We start from the raw sequence: 21,372 nt of genomic DNA, 5'->3' as shown, positions 1-21,372 counted from the left end.
CTCAGCTCTCCTTCTCGCCTGCTCCGACGGTCCGCAGAAGTGCGTGGCCGCCGCTCGAGCCGTATCCGCCGCTACCGCGGGTGGTTTCGTCGAGTGCCTCGACCTCCACGAAGTCCACCAATTCGACGCGCTGCACCAACAGCTGCGCAATGCGATCGCCGCGCCGCAGGTCGACAGGAGTCTCGAGGTCGTGATTGATCAGGCACACCTTGATCTCACCCCGGTACCCGGCGTCCACGGTGCCCGGCGTATTCACCACGGAGAGACCGGTTTTGGCCGCGAGCCCGGACCGGGGGTGCACCAACCCGACCGTGCCGATCGGCAGCGCGATCGCGATGCCGGTACCCACCACCACTCGCTGCCCCGGTGCAATGACCACGTCCGTGGTGGTGGTCAGGTCAACCCCGGCGTCGCCGTGGTGGGCACGAGCGGGCATGGGCACACCCGGATCGAGTCGCGTTATCGCAATGGGGGGTAGGTCACTCACGTGCACCGAGATTACTCGGCTGCCTCTACTCTGGATCACGTGACCGACGGATCCCTGGCAGCAGCCCCCACGACGAGAGTCGTGTACTCCGAGCGGCTGTGGGTGCCGCTCTGGTACTGGGTGGCTGCGCTCGTCGTCGCCGGACTGCTCTCGGCCGAAGTGCACATGGGCTCACCGGGCGTCCTGACATGGCTGCCCTACGTCGTACTCGTGCCGTTCGCGGTGTGGGGCGCTCTGCACCTGAGCCGCACACGCGTCGAGATCACCGACGGGCCCGAGGGCCGGGTCCTGCACGTGGGCAAGGCTCATCTGCCGGTCGCCGTCGTCTCCCGCGTCGCTGTAGTACCCCCGAGCGCAAAAAGTGCGGCGCTGGGAAGGCAACTCGATCCTGCCGCCTTCGTTCAACACCGCACCTGGGTGAAGCCGATGGTGATCGTCGTTCTGGACGACCCCGAGGACTCCACCCCCTACTGGTTGGTCAGTTCCCGCCACCCCGAGAAGGTGGCGGACGCACTGGTTCCGCCTACTGCCTGACGGTTCTCACTGCCTGACTTTCTTCACTGCCGGACAGCTCGCACCGTTCAGGCCGCGCAGTCCCTGCACACCAGGACACCGCTGTTGTCCTCGGCGAGGCGCGAGCGGTGATGTACCAGGAAGCAGCTCGAGCACGTGAACTCGTCGGCCTGCTTCGGCACGACCCGCACCGAGAGCTCTTCGCCCGACAGGTCGGCGCCGGGCAGTTCGAACGATTCCGCCGTGTCCGTCTCGTCGACATCGACCACTGCGGATTGCGCCTCGTTGCGCCGGGCCTTCAGCTCTTCGAGCGAATCCTCGGATACGTCGTCTGTTTCCGTACGCCGTGGGGCGTCGTAATCGGTTGCCATGTTTCCCCTTCACCTTCCTGCTCGGGCCGCGCGCTGCGCGCGTGACCCACTGTCGATCGTCTCGCTGGGGAGTGTTCGTTCTGACTCGGTGCCGACCATTTTTCGATTCGGCTTCTCTGTCGTCCACCTATTCGCAGCCGATGCGATCACGGATGATCCGACGATCGAGACCACACGCGAATGCCCGAATCACCGCCGGTCAAACCTGCGTTCGACCCGGCGCCGAACAGGAGAACTGCCCGCTCGACACCGTTTCCCGACTGGCCGGGCCGCCAGACGATAGCCGATTGCGTTCCGGAAGTGGTAACCGGGCCGTTCGCGCGTGTCGTGTGTCGACTCGACACAGGCCCTAACGCCGGCTCCGGCCGGAATGTTCCGCCTGTCCGGCGCCCACCACCGCGGCCGAGAGTCGGCACCGAACTAGAGTGAGCACCGATCGCCACCGGTCCACCCGATGCGGCGCGGCGACAGGACGACACGAAGGGCTTCGACGACCGTGGTTTCTTTGATTACCGAGGGACACTCGACCGACCGCAACGGCAAGCCGTTCCGGCGGCGCCGTGTGCTCCCGATCGTGGCGGTTCTCGCGGTCTTGGCCGTTCTCGGCGGCGCCGTGTGGATCAAGGTGTTCACCACCACCGACGCGACCACGGCGGCGGTGTCCTGCAACCCACCCCAGCCGTCGTCCGATCCGAACGCTCCCGCGCCGGCTCCGCTCGGAACCGAGGTGGACCCTGCGTCGTTGCAGGACGTGCAGCCCGCTCCCCTGTCCGCGACGCGAGTGCGGGTGTTCAACGCGAACGGTCAGGGTGGCCAGGCAGCCCACATCGCCGCTCAACTCAGTGACTTCGGGTTCGCAAGCGCTCCGGACGTGCAGGTCGGAAACGACCCCGTGTACGTCGACCAGAACCTGCAGTGCCAGGGACAGATCAGGTTCGGCGAGAACGGCCGTGCGGCAGCGGAAACCGTGGCCCTCGTGGCCCCGTGTTCCGAACTGATTCAGGACGGGCGGACCGACGACACCGTCGACCTGGCGCTCGGCACGTACGCCGTGGCGGACCTGCAGCCGAACCCCGATGCGCAGGAGGTTCTGCGCTCGCTCGCGGACACCCCGCAGGGAGCACAACCGGCCCCGCTCGATCTCGACCTTCTGGGTGCAGCACGCGTCTCGCGCTGCTGATCGTCACGGGATCGGGTCGAGTCCGCCGATCTCGCCGAGCAGAGCATGGAACTCGTCCGCGATACCCGGTGCGCATGCCACGGTCACTGCGCCGTGGTGGCTGCGAGAGGACGCGGACGGCACGATCACGACTGCCCCGGCCTCGGCTGCGACGAGACTGCCCGCGGCCCAATCCCACGGACTGAGTCCGTGCTCGAAGTGGGCGTCGACGAGGCCGGCCGCCACCATGCACAGATCGAGTGCGGCAGAACCGATTCGGCGAACGTCCCGAACCCGAGGAAGCAACTCACCGATCAGGCGGCCCTGCTCTCGCCGCCGAGCGGCGTCGTACCCGAATCCGGTGGCCATCAGCGCCATGGCCAGGTCGTCGACGGGATTGGCGCGCAACGGTTTCGGTATCTTCCCGTCGGCCGACACGTGTGCACCCCCGCCGACGTGCGCGGAGTACGTCCGTCGCCCCACGACGTCGACGACGGCGCCCGCAACGGACGTTCCGCGTACCTGCGCGGCCACGGAGACCGAGTACACAGGGATGCCGTAGAGGAAGTTGACGGTCCCGTCGATGGGGTCGACGACCCACCTCACCCCGTCCGGTGGAACATCGTCCCCGCCCTCCTCTTCGCCCAGTACTGCGTCGTGCGGGCGTAAGCGGGCCAACGTCGTTCGCACCAGGTTCTCGGTCTCGGTGTCGACGATCGTCACCGGATCGGTCCGAGTGGACTTCGAGCGCACAGCGTCGTCGTGAGCACCGGAATCGGCGAAGACCTCGGGCCGCCGACGCCGGACGTGTTCGCTCGCTTCCTCGGCGACCGCGACGGCGACACGCCGGAGAACGGCAGGATCTTCGGACGAGTGGTCGTGGTCTTCTGCTTCGGAACGAGGTCTCGTCACGACGACCATCCTTGTCCATCGGCGACAGCTACGCGAACGAACTAGTGTGGTCGCGAGTTTGTTGTCGACCCTGAAGGGGACCTCATGACGGAAGCAGTCTCGTCGCCCGGCTCTATCTCGATCTCGAACGCGTCTGCCGACGTGGCCGGAACGCAGGGGTTCGGCGTGGACATCGGAGGTAGCGGAGTCAAGGGCGGCATCGTCGACCTGACCACCGGCGATCTGATCGGCGAGCGCTTCAAGATCGAAACCCCGCAGCCGTCCACGCCGAAAGCCGTCGCGGACACCGTGAAACAGATCGTCGACCATTTCGAGTGGACCGGTTCGATCGGAATCACCCTCCCGTGCGTCGTGACGGGAAACGTGGCACGCACTGCCGCGAACGTGGACAAGGGCTGGATCGGCACCGACGCCGGGAAACTGTTCGGTGAGTTGCTCGGACGCGACGTGACCGTCTTGAACGACGCCGATGCTGCGGGCCTCGCGGAGGACAAGTTCGGCGGCGGCAAGGACACCAAGGGCGTGGTCATCCTCCTCACCTTCGGAACCGGTATCGGCTCCGCCATTCTTCAGAACGGGGTGTTGCTGCCGAACACCGAACTCGGTCACCTCGAGGTCGACGGCAAGGAGGCGGAGCACCGCGCCGCGTCGTCGGTGAAGGAGGACAAGGATCTGTCCTACAAGGAGTGGTCCAAAGAGGTCTCGCGCGTTCTGAGCCGTATCGAGGACTTGTTCTGGCCCGACCTGTTCATCGCCGGCGGCGGAATCAGCCGCAAGGCGGACAAGTGGATCCCCCATCTGACGAACCGAACGCCTGTCGAAGCGGCAACTCTGCTGAACACGGCAGGCATCGTAGGCGCTGCTCTGGCGGCCCAATCGGGCCTCGCACCATGACACCGGGCGGCAACGCGCGGTAGGCCGCGGCGCCGCGATGGGTTCATGCACCCGAATCATCGTTACAATGGGTTTCGCCCGGCTTCGAGCCGGGAAAACCGACTGACCTCTCCGCCGGAAGAACACTCTGGCGTGACGCCGCACGACACCGTCACGAAAGGGCGTACGTGGCAGCCACCGATACCCGTCAGACCGTAGACCGCGAGACTGACACCCGCGAAACCGACAGCAGCGAGATCGTCGGTACCGTCACGGAGACTCCGGCCCCCGCCAAGAAGGCGCCCGCCAAGAAGGCTCCGGCTCGCAAGGCCGCAGCCAAGAAGGCAGCGCCCAAGAAGGCAGCGCCCGCGACCGCGTCGACGGACGAACCCGCCGACGACGGACCGACGGACATCGCCGAACTCGAGGCTCCCGAAGCCGAGCTGGGCACCGATGTCGTCGAGGTCGTCGCCGTAGGTGACGAAGCCGAGGACGAGCCCGCGGCCGAGCCGACCGCGGAGGACAAGGCGTCCGGCGACTTCGTCTGGGACGAGGAAGAGTCCGAGGCTCTGCGGCAAGCACGCAAGGATGCCGAACTCACCGCCTCGGCCGACTCGGTTCGCGCCTACCTCAAGCAGATCGGCAAGGTCGCACTCCTCAACGCCGAGGAGGAGGTCGAGCTGGCGAAGCGCATCGAAGCCGGCCTGTACGCCACGCAGATCATGGCCGATCATGCCGACAAGGGCGACAAGCTCCCCGTCGCGCAGCGCCGTGACATGAACTGGATCTGCCGCGACGGAAACCGCGCCAAGAACCACCTCCTCGAGGCGAACCTTCGCCTCGTGGTGTCGTTGGCCAAGCGCTACACCGGCCGCGGAATGGCGTTCCTGGACTTGATCCAGGAGGGCAACCTCGGCCTCATCCGCGCCGTGGAGAAGTTCGACTACACCAAGGGCTACAAGTTCTCGACCTACGCAACCTGGTGGATCCGTCAGGCCATCACCCGTGCGATGGCCGATCAGGCCCGCACGATCCGTATCCCGGTACACATGGTCGAGGTCATCAACAAGCTCGGCCGCATCCAACGCGAGCTTCTTCAGGACTTGGGCCGTGAGCCCACACCGGAAGAGCTGGCCAAGGAAATGGACATCACGCCGGAGAAGGTGCTGGAGATCCAGCAGTACGCGCGTGAGCCGATCTCGTTGGACCAGACCATCGGTGACGAGGGTGACAGCCAGCTCGGTGACTTCATCGAGGACTCCGAAGCCGTCGTGGCCGTGGACGCCGTGTCGTTCACACTTCTTCAGGATCAGCTGCAGTCCGTGCTCGAGACGCTGTCCGAGCGCGAAGCGGGCGTGGTGCGCCTGCGCTTCGGCCTCACCGACGGTCAGCCGCGCACGCTCGACGAGATCGGGCAGGTCTACGGGGTGACGCGTGAGCGCATCCGTCAGATCGAGTCGAAGACGATGTCGAAGTTGCGGCACCCGAGCCGGTCGCAGGTCCTGCGCGACTACCTGGACTAGATCGCCCGATCGCACCGAATCGAGCCGGACCCGCCCTCACCGAGGGTGGGTCCGGCTCAGTTCGTTGCGGCGGCGGAGAACACGCCGGATTCATCGGGCCGGTAATCGACGACGGCGGTGACGGCGGACGCGGGCAGCGGCCCGTACAGGTGGGGGAACAGCATTCCGCCGGGGTCGGTGGGTACGCCCGGCTCCCACTTCACCGGTGACCCGAGCCGTGACGGGTCGAGACGAAGCAACACGAGATCCCTGCGGCCCGCGAAGATGCGGTTGGCCGGCAGATGGACCTGTGCGGGTGTCGACAGGTGGACGAAGCCGTGTTCGTCCAGAGACGGCGGCCGGTGCTCGCCGGTTCCCTTGCAGGCCAACCAGTCCGAGAGAGTGCAGATGTGTACGAGGGCTGCGTGGGGTGCTGAGGTGTCGGTCATGAGCGAAATCCTGTTCGTTCGGTCACACCAGTGTGGCATCACGCTCACGGCGGTGGCACAGGCCCGCGCAACCCGGTGCCGCCGAGAATCACCGCGGCGACGACGAGCGCGATGCCGACGACTTCGAGAGCGGTCGGCACCTGTCGCAGAACGGCGACGCCTACGACGGTGGCGGTGGTGGGAAGCAGCGCGAGCAGAAGAGCGAACCGGGCGCGCCCCACCCGGCGGAGAACGACCTGGTCGAGCGCGTACGGAATCACGCTCGACAGCAGGCCGACCCCGATGCCGAGAATCCAGGTGACGGGATCGAGGAGAACCCCCGCGCCGACCTCGAACTGTGGCCACAACGCGACCGGAGCGAGCACCACAGCCGCGATGGAGACTCCGACCGCCAGGGAGTCCAATCCGTCCCCTCGGTCCGCGACACGTTTGCCCAGGACCACGTAGGCGGCCCACAGTGCGGCCGACGCCAAGGCGAACCCGACGCCGACGATCCCGCTCCCATCGAAGGTGTCCCCGTCGAAGGTCGCGCCCGCGACGCACACGACACCCGCAGCGACCAAGAGCAGTGCGGCGACGTCCCGACCGCGGCGAGACCCCACCGCCGCCACCGCGACCGGGCCGACGAACTCGATCGCTACCGCGGTACCGAGCGGGATTCTCGCGATCGCCTCGTAGAAGACCAGGTTCATCCCGACGGTGACCACGCCGAAGCCGCCTGCGACGACCAACGAGCGCCGGGTCCAGCGGCGGCCGGCGCCGAACGGGCGCCTCCATGCCAGCAGCACCACTGCTGCGCCCGCCGCGCGAAGCCATGCCACTGCGGCAGGCTCGGTGGTGTCGAACAGAAACACTCCGATGGCTGCCCCGAGGTACTGGAACACCCCTCCGACGACGAACACGAAGGGGATGAGCCAGGCGGGCAACGTGGCGGTGACGTCGCGAGGTCGCTCGACACCGGTCATCGCGTGCTCCTGTCCTGTTCACCGGTGGCGAACGAGGAAATCGGCTTGGCCTCGGCACCAGTGTGTTTCGTGTTAGTGACAACACACGGATACGGGCGTGGGAACAACGCATGAAGCCCGAACGTCTGTAAGAGTGAAGGAACCGCGTCGGACCGACGCGGCGGACCGGCCCCAGGCTCTCGCCTCGAAACCGCGAGCCAGTACGGAGGAGTCATGCCCGGATTGTTGACCGAAACGACGTTGAGCGCTGCGGATCGTTGTGACCGTTGTGGCGCTGGAGCACGAGTTCGTGCCGTCCTCGAAAGCGGCGGCGAGTTGCTCTTCTGCCGTCACCACGCGAACGAGCACCAGGATCGACTGCAGCAGATGAACGCGACGATCGTCGTGGATGCGGATGCAGACGCAGTAGCTTGATTCCGAGCTTGCTTGAACAACTGGCAGACTCCGACAACAGCGACTCTCGACGCGGGCGATCACCACGGTGATCGCCCGCGTTGTCGTTTCTCACCATGTTTCCCTCACCATTCACCACTTGCGTAGTGCAGCGATGCGCTCGGTCAGCTGATCCGCGGTGGCGATGGCCGTGGGCGGACCGCCACACGTCCGGCGCAGCTCCCCGTGGATGATGCCGTGGGCCTTGCCCGTGCGGTGATGGTGCATCGCGACGAGACCGTTCAGTTCTCGCCGCAGCGACGCCAACTGCCCCGCCGTCCCAGCGCGCTCGGCCACTGCGGCCGGACGTTCGGCCGTAGCCGGCACGACGACGGCCGACGGAGCGTCGATTTGCTCTTGCTGCCGCTTACGCAGTAGCGCGCGCATCTGCTCGCCGTCGAGCAGACCGGGCAGCCCCAGGTAGTCGGCCTCGGCGTCGCTGCCCGAGAAGGTGGCCGTCCCGAACGAGGAACCGTCGTAGATCACCTGGTCCAACTCGGCGTCGGCACCGAGCGACGTGAACGCCTTTTCTTCGTCGCCCGGCTCGTCCTTGGCCTTGTTGGCGTCGATCAGCAGGTCGTCGTCCAGACCGTCCTTCTCGCGATGCGGCTTGCCGATCACGTGATCGCGCTGCGCCTCGAGCTGGCTGGCGAGATCGAGCAGAACGGGCACCGACGGCAGGAACACGCTCGCGGTCTCCCCCGGCCGCCTGGACCGCACGAAGCGTCCGATGGCCTGCGCGAAGTACAGCGGGGTGGACGCGCTGGTCGCGTAGACACCCACGGCGAGCCGGGGAACGTCGACGCCTTCGGACACCATGCGCACCGCCACCATCCAGGCGGATGTTCCGGCTCCGAATTCGGCGATCAGTGACGACGAGGACGGCTCGTCCGACAGCACGAGGGTCGGGGTCTCCCCCGTCAGGACTTCGAGAATCTTGGCGTACGCCCGCGCAGTCGTCTGATCGGAGGCAATGACGAGCCCCCCGGCGTCGGCGATGCCGCCCGCCCGGAGTTGATGCAGCCGAGTGATGGCCGCCGTGAGCACCGCGGGAATCCAGTCCCCGGACGGGTCGAGAGCAGTACGCCACGCACGGGCGGTCTGTTCTGCACTCAGCGGCTCTCCCAGACGCGCTGAGAACTCCTCGCCCGCGCTGTCACGCCACCGAGCCTCGCCGGAATATGCCAGGAAGACCACGGGACGAACCACACCGTCCGCCAACGCCTCGGAATATCCGTAGCTGTGGTCCGGCTTGGAGCGCGGCAGCCCCTCTTTGTCGGGCTCGTAGGTGACGAACGGAATGGGGCTGTCGTCGCTGCGGAACGGTGTGCCGGTCAAGGCGAGCCGACGGGTGGCGTCGCTGTACGCCTCGCGGATTCCTTCTCCCCAGCTCTTCGCGTCGCCGCCGTGGTGGATCTCGTCGAGGATGACCAGCGTGCGCCGCGCCTCGGTACGCACGCGGTGCCGGGCCGGGTGTGATGCCACCTGCGCGTAGGTGACCACGATGCCGTGGAAGTCGCTCGACGTCTGGCCGGTGCTGTTGGAGAACCGCGAGTCCAGCGCCAGTCCGACTCGCGCCGCAGATTCCGCCCACTGGTGCTTGAGGTGCTCGGTGGGAGCGACGACGGTGATCTGATCCACCGTTCGATCCGCGAGCAGTTCCGACGCGATGCGCAGCGCGAACGTGGTCTTGCCGGCGCCGGGTGTGGCGACGGCCAAGAAGTCCTTCGGACCTGTGGTCAAGTACTTCGTCAGTGCTCGTCGCTGCCATGCACGAAGGGGCTGACCCGACGCCGATAGTGTTGCGGTGGTCGAGCTTTCGCCGGTCTCAGCACTCATGAGCACACCTCGCCCACGCTGACATCGCACTCCCGTTCACTGCTGGTGTAACTGTCTTGGTCCGCAGGAGAGCCTAGCGCCCGAAGCCGACAGGCCTTGCATCGAACGACCCCGTCGGCGGTGTGAGGAGCAAGACGATCGGCGCGTCGTGTGGGTGTGACGAGCAGCGATGGCGGTGGTAGGCAATGCTGGACGAATGACCGACGACGCGCAGGCCGGACCGGACGGCGACTCCCCTCGTCGGGGTCCCCTGCGCACCGGCCTCCACGTGATCGGCCGGACGGCGAGCAAAGCCTGGGACGATTCGATCTTCAGCGAATCCGCCGCCGCCGCCTTCTGGCAGACGTTGTCGCTGCCCCCGCTCCTTCTGGGCCTGCTCGGCAGCCTCGGATACGTCGGTGGGTGGTTCGGGCCGGACACGCTGACCATCATCGAATCCAAGATCGTCACCTTCGCCGGGACCACGTTCAGCGACAGCGTGGTGAACGAGATCATCGCCCCCACGGTGCAGGACGTCCTGCAGAACAGCGCCGGCGAAGTCGTCTCGTTCGGGTTCCTGCTCTCGCTGTGGGCGGGCTCGTCCGCCATCTCCACCTTCGTGGATGCGATCGTGAAGGCGCACGGTCAGCAGGACGCTCGAAACCCGGTGTGGCAGCGCATCTTCGCGTTGTTGCTCTACGTGATGTTTCTCGTTGTCGCGGTGTTCGTGTTGCCCATCGTGGCGCTGGGCCCCACGCTGATCGGTCGCGCCCTACCCACCGCGTGGTACGAGGCGGGTTCGGAAGCGCTCGACGTCTTCTACTACCCCGGCGTGGCGCTGCTGCTGATCATCGGTCTGACCACCCTGTACAAGGTGGCGCTGCACACGTCGTTGCCGTGGCATCGACTGCTCGGAGGGGCGCTGTTGGCGGCCGTGTTCTTCGTCGTCGCCAGTGCGGTGCTGCGCTTCTACCTGTCCTGGGTGACCAGCACCGGCTACACGTACGGCGCACTCGCGTCGCCCATCGCGTTTCTGCTGTTCACGTTCTTCCTCGGCTTCGCCGTCGTGCTCGGCGCCGAATTCAACGCCACGATCCAGGAGACCTGGCCCGCTCGGGCCACCCGCATCGACCAGGTCAAGGAGTGGATCGTGGAGAGAGCGGCCCAGGACGGCGAGCAGCCCAGCGGCACCGTCGGAGCCCTGACCAAGCTCGCCACCGGACCGATTCGGATCGACCGCTCACGCCGTACCACGGCGGCCGACCGGGACGAACCTCAGTCGCCCTTGCGCAAGCCCTCGTAGACCTTCTTGCAGTCGGGGCAGACCGGCGATCCCGGCTTCGCCGACTTAGTGACGGGGAAGACCTCACCGCACAGAGCGACCACGTGCGTGCCCATGACGGCCGACTCCGCGATCTTGTTCTTCTTGACGTAATGGAAGAACTTGGGTGTGTCGTCGTCGGTGGTCTCTTCGGTGGTGACGTCGGGGCGTTCCTTGGTCTGAGTACTCATGACACAATTATGAAGCACCGCGGCGCGGGGCGAGAAGACCAGTTGCCGAAAAGCCTTTATTCGTCACGGATCCCCTGTTCGGACTGGTTTTCCCCATGTGACGTACGGACGTGTGCGTACTACGGACGACAGTGACAGAGTGGAGTCATGGCACGCAACGCGAAGGTACAGACCTCCGGAGACGATTCTCCTCGCGAGGCCATCCGCATCACCGAAGCTCACTCGTCCGTCGAGGAACAGCACCGGGCGCGGGTGAAGAAATACCTCACCATCATGTCCGTCCGCATCCCGGCGCTCGTCCTCGCGGCGATCTCGTACAGCATCTGGGCCAACCCGTGGATCGCGATGGCCATCATCGGGATTTCCATCCCACTCCCGTGGATGGCCGTGTTGATCGCTAACGACCGCCCGCCGCGCACAGCCGACGAGCCGTCGCGCTACTACTACCGCGCGCAGGATTCCACGGCCCTCGAGGCTCGGCCGCACCCCGTGGTGGACGACGGCGCCGAGATCATCGACGACCGCCCGGCACTGACGACCAAGGTGGCAGCCCCGACGGCGTCCGCACCGCGCCAGCCCAAGCAGAAGGCGCCCAAGCCGTACACCGGCGAGGACTTTCTCGCCGACAACTTCCCCAGCAGTAGCTGACCCGTCCGGGGTGCGCCGACGCGGCTGACACAATTCGACGGTGACCGACTCTCCGCCCGTCGACCGTGCCGCCCTCCTCGCCCTCTGCCCTTCCCTCCGCGCGTCGTTTCTGCGCTGCTCGTACGACGCCGACTCGGTGCTCGCCCTGTTGGGTGACGACGTCCATGCCGCGCTGGGACGCGCCGAACCCGTGCCGGTGCGCCGTGCGTGCGTTTCCGCGGGCGAGCTCGGCACGTTGATCCGCCTCTTCCTGCTGGCAGACGATCTGCCCGCCACTGCGGTCGAGGCGGCACTCGCGCCGGTGTCGCTGTCCGACGCCGCCCGATCCGGCCTCGTCGCGGTCGAAGGCGACGTTGCCCGCGCGGCCTTGGACGTACGTCCGGTCGATTTCGGCAACGGAAACAGGTGGGTCGTGTCCGACATCGACGGCAGCACCCGCGCCCTCGACATCGGATCCGACCACGTGTTGGGCGTCGGGCAAGCGTCTCTGTCGTTGATTCGTGCCACGCCCACCGACCCGGTCGCATCGGTTCTCGACCTCGGCATCGGTTGCGGCGTGCAGGCGGTGCATGCCGCCGCGTACGGGTCGCACGTGACCGGAACCGATGTGAGCGAGCGGTCCATGACCCTGGCCGCGATGACCGCCGCCCTGAACGGACTCGAGTTCGAACTCCTTCGCGGTTCGTGGTTCGAACCGGTCGTCGGCCGAACGTTCGAGCGCGTGGTCGCCAATCCCCCGTTCGTTGTCGGGCCGGCGCAGGTACAGCACAGCTACCGCGATTCCGGGCTGGATCTCGACGGTGCCAGTGCCTTGGTGATCTCCACTGCACCGGGTCATCTCGAACACGGCGGCCTTGCAACGCTTCTCGCAGCGTGGTTGCACGTCGACGGCGAGGACTGGCAATCGAGGGTGGCGTCGTGGTTGCCCGATCACGGGGTGGACGCCTGGATTCTGCAACGCGACGTCGCGGACCCGGCCCTGTACGTGGGGACGTGGATGAGGGACGGCGGCGTGGACCTGCGCTCCCCCGCGTCGGGCGCCCAAGCGGAAGCATGGCTCGACCGTCTGGAGCAAGCGGACGTGACCGGTGTCGGTTTCGGTGTGGTGTACCTGAGGCGGACCGATCGGCCCACTCAGGTCGTGGCCGAAGACCTCTCCCACGGCTTCGACGATCCGCTCGGGCCCGAGGCGCCCGCCTGGTTCGACCGACTGGATTGGGTGCGTGAACACGACGTTCTCGCATCGACGTTCGCACTGGATCCGGCGACCGCATTGGAAGAGGTGTCGCTGCCCTCCGGTGAGGGCTGGTCACGCGTCGTGACGCGCGTGCACCGCGGCAACGGCCCGCAGTGGTCGCACGAGATCGACGAACTGGGTGCAGCTCTGCTGGCCGGGTTGCGCCACGACGGTCTTCCGGCCGGCGAGTTGGTCTCTCTGCTGGCCGCAGCGCACGGTGTCGACCCGGACGATCTCGGCGAGGGCGCCGAGGAACTGCTCACCGCATTGCTTCTGCACGGACTGATCACGCCGGGCTGAGACCGGTGCGTTCCGACGGGAAAGTGTTCTCAGCAACTTCTCAGACGTGAAAGGGCAAAACCCCAGCTCACATGGGTTTGCGGCGTGTGCCTCGGGGGAACTTTTACAGCGTGTCCGGGCGTTGAACCCAGTGAGACACCACCGAGCAGGAGGCACGTCATGACCAGCCCCACCACAGTCCGCCCCCGTCCCACCGACGCCGATCTGGATGCCCAGAGTCCGGCCGCCGACCTGGTGCGCGTGTACCTCAACGGGATCGGCCGGACCGCGCTGCTCACCGCCCTCGAAGAGGTCGACCTGGCCAAGCGCATCGAGACGGGCCTGTACGCCACGCACATCCTCGAGACCGGAAAGCGACTGTCTCCCACCAAGAAGCGCGATCTGGCGATCGTGGTCCGCGAGGGGCGGGCGGCGCGCGCTCACCTTCTCGAAGCGAACCTACGACTGGTGGTGTCGCTCGCGAAGCGGTACACCGGACGTGGAATGCCGCTGCTCGACCTCATCCAGGAGGGCAACCTCGGATTGATCCGCGCGATGGAGAAGTTCGACTACGCCAAGGGCTTCAAGTTCTCGACGTACGCGACCTGGTGGATCCGTCAGGCCATCACTCGCGGCATGGCGGATCAGTCACGCACCATCCGGCTGCCCGTCCACCTCGTCGAGCAGGTGAACAAGCTGGCGCGCATCAAGCGTGAACTGCATCAGCAGCTCGGCCGCGAGGCGACGGACGACGAGTTGGCCGAGGAGTCGGGTATCCCGGTCGAGAAGATCGCCGACCTGCTCGATCACAGTCGTGACCCGGTCAGCCTCGACATGCCGGTGGGTAGCGACGAGGAGGCACCGCTCGGCGACTTCATCGAAGATTCCGAGGCCACCTCTGCCGAGAACGCAGTGATCGCGGGTCTGCTGCACACCGACGTGCGCAGCGTGCTGGCCACGCTCGACGAGCGCGAGCAGCAGGTCATCCGTCTGCGGTACGGCCTGGACGACGGGCAGCCGCGCACCCTCGATCAGATCGGCAAGCTTTTCGGCTTGTCGCGTGAGCGAGTCCGCCAGATCGAGCGCGAGGTCATGGGCAAACTGCGCCAGGGCGATCGCGCCGAGCGCCTCCGCTCGTACGCCAGCTGACCGAAACTCCCAGCTGACCGAACATCAGCGCAATCGGCGCGGTCCCAGATCGATCTTGGTCGGGACCGCGCCGATTCGCATTTTGGCGTCCGTTATCGCGGCACCCGACGACGACGCCAGGACCGGGTCGCACACCAACTCGCGCAGCTCCGGGAGATCCTCCGAGATGGCCGAGACGCGCTGAACGAAGTCGACGAGCGCATTCTTGTTCACCGGTTCCGCCGTTCGGTATCCGCTGAGCAGAGGCGCGGCTTTCGGCGCGTCGATCAGCGAAACCGCTTCCTGCTCGGTGAGCGGAAGAACTCGAAATGCTCTGTCACCCAACAGGTCCGAGATGATTCCGGACAACCCGAACGAGATCAGCGAACCGAACGAGACGTCGTCCTGCACCCTGATCACGCAGCCGATGCCCTTGGTGGCCATTTTCTGCACCTGGACCAACGGAGCACCCGACACCGCGGACAGATCGCGGTAGGCGCGGGCTACGGCGTCGCCGCCCACGACATCAAGTCGTACCCCACCGAGGTCAGGACGATGCCTCCACTGCTCACCCATTGCCTTGACGGCCACCGGGTAGCCCAACTCCTCCGCTGCGTCGACTGCCTCCTTCTCGGAAGTCACTCCTCGGAATGCGGCCACGGGTAGTCCGTAGCACTCGAGCAACTGGGCCGTTTCGAAGTCCGACAACCAGCGACCGTTCGGGCTGGCCGCATGCCACCCCGCGACCAACGATCGCGCGCGGGCGGTGTCGATGTCCGCGGGTCGAACGACGTTGTCCGGTGGACCGCTCAGCCACGCCGCGTAGCGCCACGCCTTGGCGAGAGCGTTCACGGCACGGTCGGGATCGGGGTACGAGGGGACCGAACCGCGAGCCGGGCTTCCGTCGTCGCCTAGATTCGCCAGGACCTCCGGGATGCCCTCGGCGGCGAGGAACGTCGTCACGATCGGCTTCGTCGCGCCTCGCACGACGTCGACGAGAGCCTGCGCGTACGCCTCCACCTTCAGGGTGACCGGCGGGACGAACACGGCGACCACCGCGTCGACGTCGGCGGACGCCAACGCCACGCTGATCGCGCCGGCGAACTCCGACGGTGATGCCGCCGCGCCGACGTCGACCGGAGCGCCCGATCGCAAGCCACGTGCGTTGGCGCCGTCTGCCGCGAGTACGCCGAGCGCCGTGGAGTTGCCGACCACCGCTACTCGCGGGCCGGCAGGGAGCGGTTGGTACCCGAGCAGGATGGCGCAGTCGAACAGTTCGGAAATGGACTCGACTTGGATCACCCCGGCCTGCTCGAACAGGGCACGAACGATGGAGTCGTCGATGTCGGTTCCCGTCGCGAGCGCCGGGGGAACCGCTCCGCGCCCACTCTTCACGGCCACGATCGGTTTGTTCCGGGCCACCCGTCGAGCGATTCGCCAGAACTTGCGCGCGTTGCCGAAACTCTCGAGGTAGAGCAGCACCACCTCCGTGCTCTCGTCCTGGTCCCAGTACTGCAGCAGGTCGTTGCCCGACAGATCCGCGCGGTTGCCTGCCGAGACGAAGGTCGAGAGCCCCAATCGGCGCTTCGACGCCTGGGCCAGAATCGCGATGCCCAGCGCACCGGACTGGCAGAAGAAGCCCACCCGGCCGCGTCCGGGCAATTCCGTTGCGAGCGTGGCGTTGAGCGAGATCTCGGGATCGAGGTTGGCGACACCGAGCGCGTTCGGTCCCACCAGACGCATGCCGTGCGCCCGTGCGGCGTGGACCAGTCGACGTTCGTTGGATCGACCGTCCTCCCCCGTCTCACCGAACCCCGAGGACACGACGACGAGTGCGCGCACACCTTTGGCGAGACAGTCGTCGAGAACCGCGTCGATCGCCTCGGCCGGAACCGCGGCGATGGCCAGATCGACCTCGTCGGGAATGTCACTGACCGTCGCGTAGGCGCGGACGCCGCGCACCGAGGTGTGCTCGGCGTTGACCGGGTACACCGGACCGGTGAACGACGCGCGGAGCAGGTTCGTCAGCACCGCGTTGCCGACCTTCGCCGGATCGGTCGACGCACCGATCACCGCAACCGATCGCGGGCGCAGAACGTTGCGCACACTGCGAGCCTCGGCGGCCCGTTCGCGTGAATTGCGAACGGTGACCAGGGCGTCGGTCGGGTCGATGTCGAAATCGAGACTGAGCACTCCGCCGTCGTAACTACGGCTGACCTGGTACCCGGCCTGACGAAACACGGTGACCATGTTGCGGTTCTCCGCGAGAACCTCGGCGATGAACCTGGTCACTCCGTTCTCCGCGGCGGCGCCGGCCAGGTGCTCGAGCAGTATCGGTCCCAGTCCGCGACCTTGGTGCGCATCCGCGACCACGAAGGCCACCTCCGCGGAATTGCCGTCGTGGCTCGCATTGCCGTTCTGGCCCGCAGCGTCGGCGGGCAACCGTTCGTAGCGCCCGACCGCGATGATCTCGTCGCCGAGGGTGGCCACGAACGCCACCCTGCTCGAGTGGTCCACCGTGGTGAAGTTGAGGACGTCGCGCTGCGGCATCGTGGGATACGGACCGAAATAGCGCAGGTAGCGCGTGCGCTCGGAGAGCTTCGAGTGGAAGTCGACGAGCGCGTCGGCGTCGGAGGGGACGATGGGACGCAGCCGCACCGCTCGACCGTCGGAGGCCAGCACGTCAGCGGCCCAGTGCTTCGGGAAGTTCTCCGCCTGCAGGCGCTCGCGGTCTTTGGACGTGAGTTCGCCGGACGCCGGTCGGGAACTATCGATCGAGTCAGTCACGGGGGTCCTCCGGGTCCAGACCGAGCAGCGGGAACACCGCGCGGCGAGTGGCGATGATGGCGGTGTCGATCCGTTCCAGTGAGCGATCGAGATGCGGGACACCGGATTCCGGCGTCCCTCCCGGCCCGTCCCACGGCGGGTAGTCCACGTCGCCGTCGTCGCTGAGGGTGGACGGCAGATCGATACTCGGTGCAATGCTGCGCACGTGGTCGTGCCATCCGCCCGGAATCGGTGTGGCGGGGTCGAGTTCGCGACCGAGCGCCGCGGCGATCAGATGCGTCCACGCTCGTGGAACGACGCGTACGAGGCCGTATCCCCCGCCGCCGACGGCCAACCAGCGACCCTCGGAGTGCTCGTCCGCGAGATCTCGCATGGCGAGGAAAGCGGCGCGTTGCCCGTCCACCGTCAGGCCGAGATCCGCCAACGGGTCTTCACGGTGGCTGTCCACTCCGCACTGGCTGACGATGATCTGGGGTCCGAACGCGCCTATCGCCCCGGGCACGATCGCGTGAAAGGCGCGAAGCCACAGTCGATCTCCGGTGCCCGGCAGCAGCGGCACGTTGACCGATGTGCCCTCGCCCTTCTCCGTTCCGATCTCGCTCGACCATCCGGTGTTCGGCCACAGCGTGGCGGGGTGCTGGTGGAGCGAGACGGTGAGAACGCGGGGGTCACCGAGGAACGCGGCCTGGACTCCGTCGCCGTGGTGGGCGTCGACGTCGATGTAGGCGATGCGGTCGAAACCGTTGTCGAGCAGCCACGAGATGGCCACAGCCGCATCGTTGTAGACGCAGAAGCCCGATGCCCAGTCGGGCATGGCGTGATGCATGCCCCCGCCGATGCTGACCGCGCGGCGCGAGGTGCCCGCAGCAATGGCGCGGGCCGCGGTCAGGGTTCCGCCGGCGATGACCGCGCTGGCGTCGTGCATGTCGGGAAAGATGGGGTTGTCCTCGGAGCCGAGGCCGTGCACGACCTCCGACGCCCGCACGCCGAGAGGCGAATCCAGCGGCGCCCGTTTCACCGCTGCGACGTACTCGGGAGTGTGAACGCGCAGTAACTCGCTGTCCGTGGCGGCCACGGGGGCGATGATCTCCGCACCGTCGAGCAACCCGATCCCGCGCGCCAGTTCCATCGTCAGGGCGAGCCGCGTCGGATTCATCGGGTGGTCGTCGCTCCACCGATAGGACAGATAGTCCTGGCTCCACACGACGGCGGGCAACGGGTGCGGGCTCCACTGCTGACCGGACTCCTGTGTCATGACCCCAAACTACGTGCACGGACGCTGTGACGGGGCATGCTCGGCCGGTCGACGTGCCGTGAGATGCGCGCGCACCGCGGAGTGGGTGAAGACCGTTAGAATCGGACGGAACGAAGGGTGTGATTGTGAAGGATCTGGTCGATACCACGGAGATGTACCTCCGCACGATCTACGACTTGGAAGAAGAAGGTGTCGTGCCCCTGCGGGCTCGCATCGCCGAACGACTGGAACAGAGCGGACCCACCGTCAGCCAGACCGTTGCCCGGATGGAGCGGGACGGGCTCCTGCTCGTCGCCGGCGACCGGCACCTGCAGTTGACGGAGAAGGGCCGCAACCTTGCGATCGCCGTCATGCGTAAACACCGTCTCGCCGAGCGTCTGCTCGTCGACGTCATCGGCTTGCGCTGGGAAGACGTGCACGCCGAGGCGTGCCGCTGGGAACACGTCATGAGCGAGGAAGTCGAGCGCCGCCTCGTCGAGGTGCTCGACAACCCGACGACCTCGCCGTACGGGAACCCGATTCCCGGCCTCGCACAGCTGGGTCTGAGCAAACCGGCAGAAAGGCCGGAGGATCTGGTCCGGCTCACCGATCTACCTGCGGGCAAGTCGGTCGCGGTGGTCGTTCGCCGACTGTCCGAACACGTGCAATCCGACCCCGAGGTCATCGCGCGGCTTCGCGAGGCCGGCGTCGTGCCCGACGCCCGCGTTACAGTCGTGGCGAAGCCGGGGGCCTCGGTCACCATCACTGTCCCCGGACACGACGACGTGGATCTCTCCGAGGAGATGGGACACGCCGTTCAGGTCAAACGGATCTGAGCAATTCGAACAGGGGCAAACTGTGAAGTTGGTGGTCACCGGCGGTGCCGGGTATGTGGGTGGCGTGTGCGCGGCGGTGCTCGTCGAACGTGGCCACGACGTCGTGATCGTCGATGATCTGTCGACGGGCAATCGCGACGGGGTGCCGTCGGCAGCCCGGTTCGTGGAGGGCAACGTCGCCGACGTCATCGGCGACGTTCTCTCCGGGGACACCTACGACGGCGTTCTGCACTTCGCTGCGCAGTCGCTCGTGGGCGAATCGGTGGAGAAGCCGGAGAAGTACTGGCGCGGCAATCTCGGTGCCGCGCTGGAACTTCTGGACGCGGTGACCGAGACGGGTGTTCCTCGGCTGGTGTTCTCCTCCACGGCCGCCACGTACGGTGAGCCGGAGAGTTCGCCCATCACCGAGAACGCCCCGACGCGACCCACCAACCCGTACGGTGCCAGCAAGCTCGCCATCGACAACGCGATCACCGGCTATGCGCAGGCACACGGCTTCGGTGCGACGAGCCTGCGGTACTTCAACGTGGCCGGCGCGCATGCCGGTTTCGGCGAGAATCGGGTCGTCGAAACACATCTCATCCCTCTGGTGTTGCAGGTGGCGCTCGGTCAACGCGAGAAGATCTCCGTGTTCGGTACCGATTGGCCGACACCCGACGGCACCGCCGTCCGTGACTACATCCATGTCCGCGACCTTGCCGATGCCCACCTTCTCGCACTGGAGTCCTCGGTTCCGAGCAGCCACCGAATCTTCAATTTGGGTTCTGGCCAAGGATTTTCGGTTCGAGAAGTCATTGCATCGTGCGAGCGCGTCACCGGTCTGCCCATCGCGGTGGAAAATGCTCCTCGCCGCGCGGGCGACCCGGCGGTGCTGGTGGCGTCCAGCGACAAGGCCATGGCCGATCTCGGGTGGAAGCCCACGTCGACCGACCTCGACGAGATCGTCGGCGATGCATGGGCTTTCCTGCAGCAGCTGGGCGAGCGTTCGCACAGCGCCGGCCGCACCTAGCCCACCGTGGGTGGCAGCGCGATCCCCAGTTCCACGAGGTCGTCGTAGGCGTTCCGAGCAACCTCCCGGACGAAATCCGGCCGCATCGCGTTCATCAGAGCGGTATCGAGCAGCGAGGCGAAGTTGTGGTCCGGCTGTGACGTCAACGCCGCCGCGAACGCGGTACCCGCTAGCGGCCCCTCCCCTCGCACGTAGGAAAAGAACCCGAGAAGTGTTGCTGCCGTTGCGCGGTCGGCTTCCGGAACTGCGCGTGTGACTGCGATCCACAGTTGTTGCGCCTGATCGGACACCGTGGTGATCGCCAGGGCGAGAAGCATGTCGCGCACCGCGATCCGTTCCACCGCCCACGCCGTTTCGGCGATCTCCATGGGACCGTAGGGGCTGATACGGTCCGTCTGCACCAGATTCAGAACCAACTGCATGCACTCGAGGTCGGTGCGCTCGGCGGCCCGTGTGGCGGCGAGGTCGATCGCCGTCTCCACCATTGTCCGCACGTCCTCCGGTGCCGGATCCAGGAGTCGTTCGATCTCTTCGCGTGATCCTCGGATGGCCTTGCCACCGACCACGGTCGCGAGCGTCACGGGAGCAGATCGGTGGTCGGTGAGTACCCCGCGGCGAGTGTCCCCGAAGAAGCTGGCCCACGGCGCATCCGTTTCGATTCGACCGACGATGTGCGCGCTGCGCAACTCGGTGCCGTACTCGTTGAGGATGGCGTCCACCACGTCCATCAAGAGGACGTGATCGTCGAGCGCCTCGTAGTCGCAGGGGTGGGTGATCCCGTAGGCGGTGGACGTCGAGGACGCTATGGCCCGCTCGACGTCGTCGGTGTCGTCGACGATCACGGCGATGGCCTGCAGGATGTCCTCCCGTTCGCAGAGCTCGGCGAGCTTCTTCACCACCTCCACCATGACGGGATGAACCCTGTGGGCGACGGTCGGTGGCGCCAGGTCGTGACGCATCGTCGGTCCGAGGGTGAACGACGGGCCGGTGCCCGAAAGGCACACGATCACGAGCGAACGGCTCGGGACGAAGCCCATGAGGGCGGGAAGCGCGGTCAGGAGGTCGGTGGGATCGGACAGCTTCGGCACGGGGGCCTCGGCCCATCCGTCGGATTCGGCGTGTGTTGTCATGCCGCAGAAGCATTCCGGGCCTGCGTGCCGGCGTTGCGGGGTCGACCAGGGCCCGAAACCCGGCTGTGGATGACGGCGTCGTCGGGCTTAC

At 66.7% G+C, this 21,372-nt stretch carries 20 protein-coding genes and 1 pseudogene; 11 read left to right on the top strand and 10 right to left on the bottom strand.

Annotated features, from left to right (window positions below):
• Position 1 precedes the first annotated feature (1 nt).
• Entirely contained in the window at positions 2–493 is a 492-nt protein-coding gene (gene dut / locus IEW02_RS11640; protein WP_371829948.1) for a dUTP diphosphatase, read from the bottom strand.
• A gap of 33 nt (positions 494–526) precedes the next feature.
• On the opposite strand from dut, the gene IEW02_RS11635 reads away from it, so the two are divergent.
• Positions 527–1,021, top strand: coding sequence for a DUF3093 domain-containing protein (locus tag IEW02_RS11635; RefSeq protein WP_188544929.1), 495 nt, complete (start codon positions 527–529; stop codon positions 1,019–1,021).
• A 47-nt stretch (positions 1,022–1,068) separates the two neighbouring features.
• Here the strand turns inward: IEW02_RS11635 and IEW02_RS11630 are convergent, their stop codons facing one another.
• Positions 1,069–1,371 carry a DUF4193 domain-containing protein gene (locus IEW02_RS11630; protein WP_188544928.1) on the bottom strand — a complete coding sequence of 101 codons (303 nt, stop codon included), beginning with the start codon at positions 1,369–1,371 and terminating at the stop codon, positions 1,069–1,071.
• A 496-nt stretch (positions 1,372–1,867) separates the two neighbouring features.
• On the opposite strand from IEW02_RS11630, the gene cei reads away from it, so the two are divergent.
• On the top strand, positions 1,868–2,551 hold the full coding sequence (gene cei, locus IEW02_RS11625; protein WP_188544927.1) for an envelope integrity protein Cei: 684 nt from the start codon (positions 1,868–1,870) through the stop codon (positions 2,549–2,551).
• A gap of 3 nt (positions 2,552–2,554) precedes the next feature.
• On the opposite strand, the gene IEW02_RS11620 is transcribed toward cei, so the two are convergent.
• Positions 2,555–3,451 carry an inositol monophosphatase family protein gene (locus tag IEW02_RS11620; protein WP_188544926.1) on the bottom strand — a complete coding sequence of 299 codons (897 nt, stop codon included), beginning with the start codon at positions 3,449–3,451 and terminating at the stop codon, positions 2,555–2,557.
• Positions 3,452–3,526: 75 nt separating this feature from the next.
• On the opposite strand from IEW02_RS11620, the gene ppgK reads away from it, so the two are divergent.
• Both ppgK and IEW02_RS11610 read left to right on the top strand, forming a co-directional pair.
• A complete protein-coding gene (gene ppgK, locus IEW02_RS11615) occupies positions 3,527–4,336 on the top strand; it encodes a polyphosphate--glucose phosphotransferase (protein ID WP_188544925.1) in 810 nt (269 codons plus the stop codon).
• Between the two features lie 167 nt (positions 4,337–4,503).
• Positions 4,504–5,838 (top strand): RNA polymerase sigma factor, encoded by a 1,335-nt coding sequence (locus IEW02_RS11610; RefSeq protein ID WP_188544924.1) that lies wholly within the window; start codon positions 4,504–4,506, stop codon positions 5,836–5,838.
• Between the two features lie 56 nt (positions 5,839–5,894).
• On the opposite strand, the gene IEW02_RS11605 is transcribed toward IEW02_RS11610, so the two are convergent.
• Complete coding sequence (locus tag IEW02_RS11605; protein WP_188544923.1) at positions 5,895–6,266, bottom strand: DUF952 domain-containing protein; 372 nt, start codon at positions 6,264–6,266, stop codon at positions 5,895–5,897.
• Between the two features lie 44 nt (positions 6,267–6,310).
• Complete coding sequence (locus tag IEW02_RS11600; protein WP_188544922.1) at positions 6,311–7,231, bottom strand: EamA family transporter; 921 nt, start codon at positions 7,229–7,231, stop codon at positions 6,311–6,313.
• Between the two features lie 213 nt (positions 7,232–7,444).
• On the opposite strand from IEW02_RS11600, the gene IEW02_RS11595 reads away from it, so the two are divergent.
• A complete protein-coding gene (locus IEW02_RS11595) occupies positions 7,445–7,645 on the top strand; it encodes a DUF7455 domain-containing protein (protein ID WP_188544921.1) in 201 nt (66 codons plus the stop codon).
• Positions 7,646–7,756: 111 nt separating this feature from the next.
• Here the strand turns inward: IEW02_RS11595 and IEW02_RS11590 are convergent, their stop codons facing one another.
• On the bottom strand, positions 7,757–9,502 hold the full coding sequence (locus tag IEW02_RS11590) for a DEAD/DEAH box helicase (protein WP_188544920.1): 1,746 nt from the start codon (positions 9,500–9,502) through the stop codon (positions 7,757–7,759).
• 196 nt (positions 9,503–9,698) lie between these two features.
• Between IEW02_RS11590 and IEW02_RS11585 the strand changes: the two genes are divergently transcribed.
• Positions 9,699–10,784 (top strand): YihY/virulence factor BrkB family protein, encoded by a 1,086-nt coding sequence (locus IEW02_RS11585; protein ID WP_188544919.1) that lies wholly within the window; start codon positions 9,699–9,701, stop codon positions 10,782–10,784.
• On the opposite strand, the gene IEW02_RS11580 is transcribed toward IEW02_RS11585, so the two are convergent.
• The gene (locus IEW02_RS11580) at positions 10,757–10,993 is read right to left on the bottom strand and encodes a DUF3039 domain-containing protein (protein ID WP_188544918.1); all 237 of its coding nucleotides are present in this window, start codon (positions 10,991–10,993) and stop codon (positions 10,757–10,759) included. The two genes, IEW02_RS11585 and IEW02_RS11580, sit on opposite strands and share 28 nt — an antisense overlap.
• 147 nt (positions 10,994–11,140) lie before the next feature.
• Between IEW02_RS11580 and IEW02_RS11575 the strand changes: the two are divergent.
• The 3 genes and pseudogenes from IEW02_RS11575 to IEW02_RS11565 all read left to right on the top strand — a co-directional run.
• Positions 11,141–11,491 (top strand): annotated as a pseudogene (locus IEW02_RS11575) (DUF3099 domain-containing protein); the annotation flags it as partial.
• A gap of 190 nt (positions 11,492–11,681) precedes the next feature.
• Positions 11,682–13,178: a DUF7782 domain-containing protein gene (locus IEW02_RS11570; protein WP_188544916.1), complete on the top strand. Its 1,497-nt coding sequence runs from the start codon at positions 11,682–11,684 to the stop codon at positions 13,176–13,178.
• Between the two features lie 159 nt (positions 13,179–13,337).
• Positions 13,338–14,306: a sigma-70 family RNA polymerase sigma factor gene (locus IEW02_RS11565; protein WP_188544915.1), complete on the top strand. Its 969-nt coding sequence runs from the start codon at positions 13,338–13,340 to the stop codon at positions 14,304–14,306.
• A gap of 24 nt (positions 14,307–14,330) precedes the next feature.
• On the opposite strand, the gene IEW02_RS11560 is transcribed toward IEW02_RS11565, so the two are convergent.
• Together IEW02_RS11560 and IEW02_RS11555 are read right to left on the bottom strand one after the other, a co-directional pair.
• Positions 14,331–17,006, bottom strand: coding sequence for a bifunctional acetate--CoA ligase family protein/GNAT family N-acetyltransferase (locus IEW02_RS11560; protein WP_371829947.1), 2,676 nt, complete (start codon positions 17,004–17,006; stop codon positions 14,331–14,333).
• Between the two features lie 58 nt (positions 17,007–17,064).
• Positions 17,065–18,327: an acetoin utilization protein AcuC gene (locus IEW02_RS11555; RefSeq protein ID WP_188544913.1), complete on the bottom strand. Its 1,263-nt coding sequence runs from the start codon at positions 18,325–18,327 to the stop codon at positions 17,065–17,067.
• A gap of 125 nt (positions 18,328–18,452) precedes the next feature.
• Here IEW02_RS11555 and IEW02_RS11550 point away from each other — a divergent pair, with 125 nt between their 5' ends.
• Entirely contained in the window at positions 18,453–19,142 is a 690-nt protein-coding gene (locus IEW02_RS11550) for an iron-dependent transcriptional repressor DtxR (RefSeq protein ID WP_188544912.1), read from the top strand.
• Between the two features lie 22 nt (positions 19,143–19,164).
• Complete coding sequence (gene galE / locus IEW02_RS11545) at positions 19,165–20,151, top strand: UDP-glucose 4-epimerase GalE (RefSeq protein WP_188544911.1); 987 nt, start codon at positions 19,165–19,167, stop codon at positions 20,149–20,151.
• Here galE and IEW02_RS11540 read toward each other — a convergent pair.
• Positions 20,148–21,281, bottom strand: coding sequence for a DUF4192 domain-containing protein (locus IEW02_RS11540; RefSeq protein ID WP_188544910.1), 1,134 nt, complete (start codon positions 21,279–21,281; stop codon positions 20,148–20,150). The two genes, galE and IEW02_RS11540, sit on opposite strands and share 4 nt — an antisense overlap.
• Positions 21,282–21,372: the final 91 nt, after the last annotated feature.

Origin of the sequence: Rhodococcoides trifolii (assembly GCF_014635345.1) — a bacterium.
Lineage (GTDB): Bacteria > Actinomycetota > Actinomycetes > Mycobacteriales > Mycobacteriaceae > Rhodococcoides > Rhodococcoides trifolii.
Note: the sequence above shows the minus strand (reverse complement) of the source record. Positions and strands in the feature narration are given on the sequence as shown.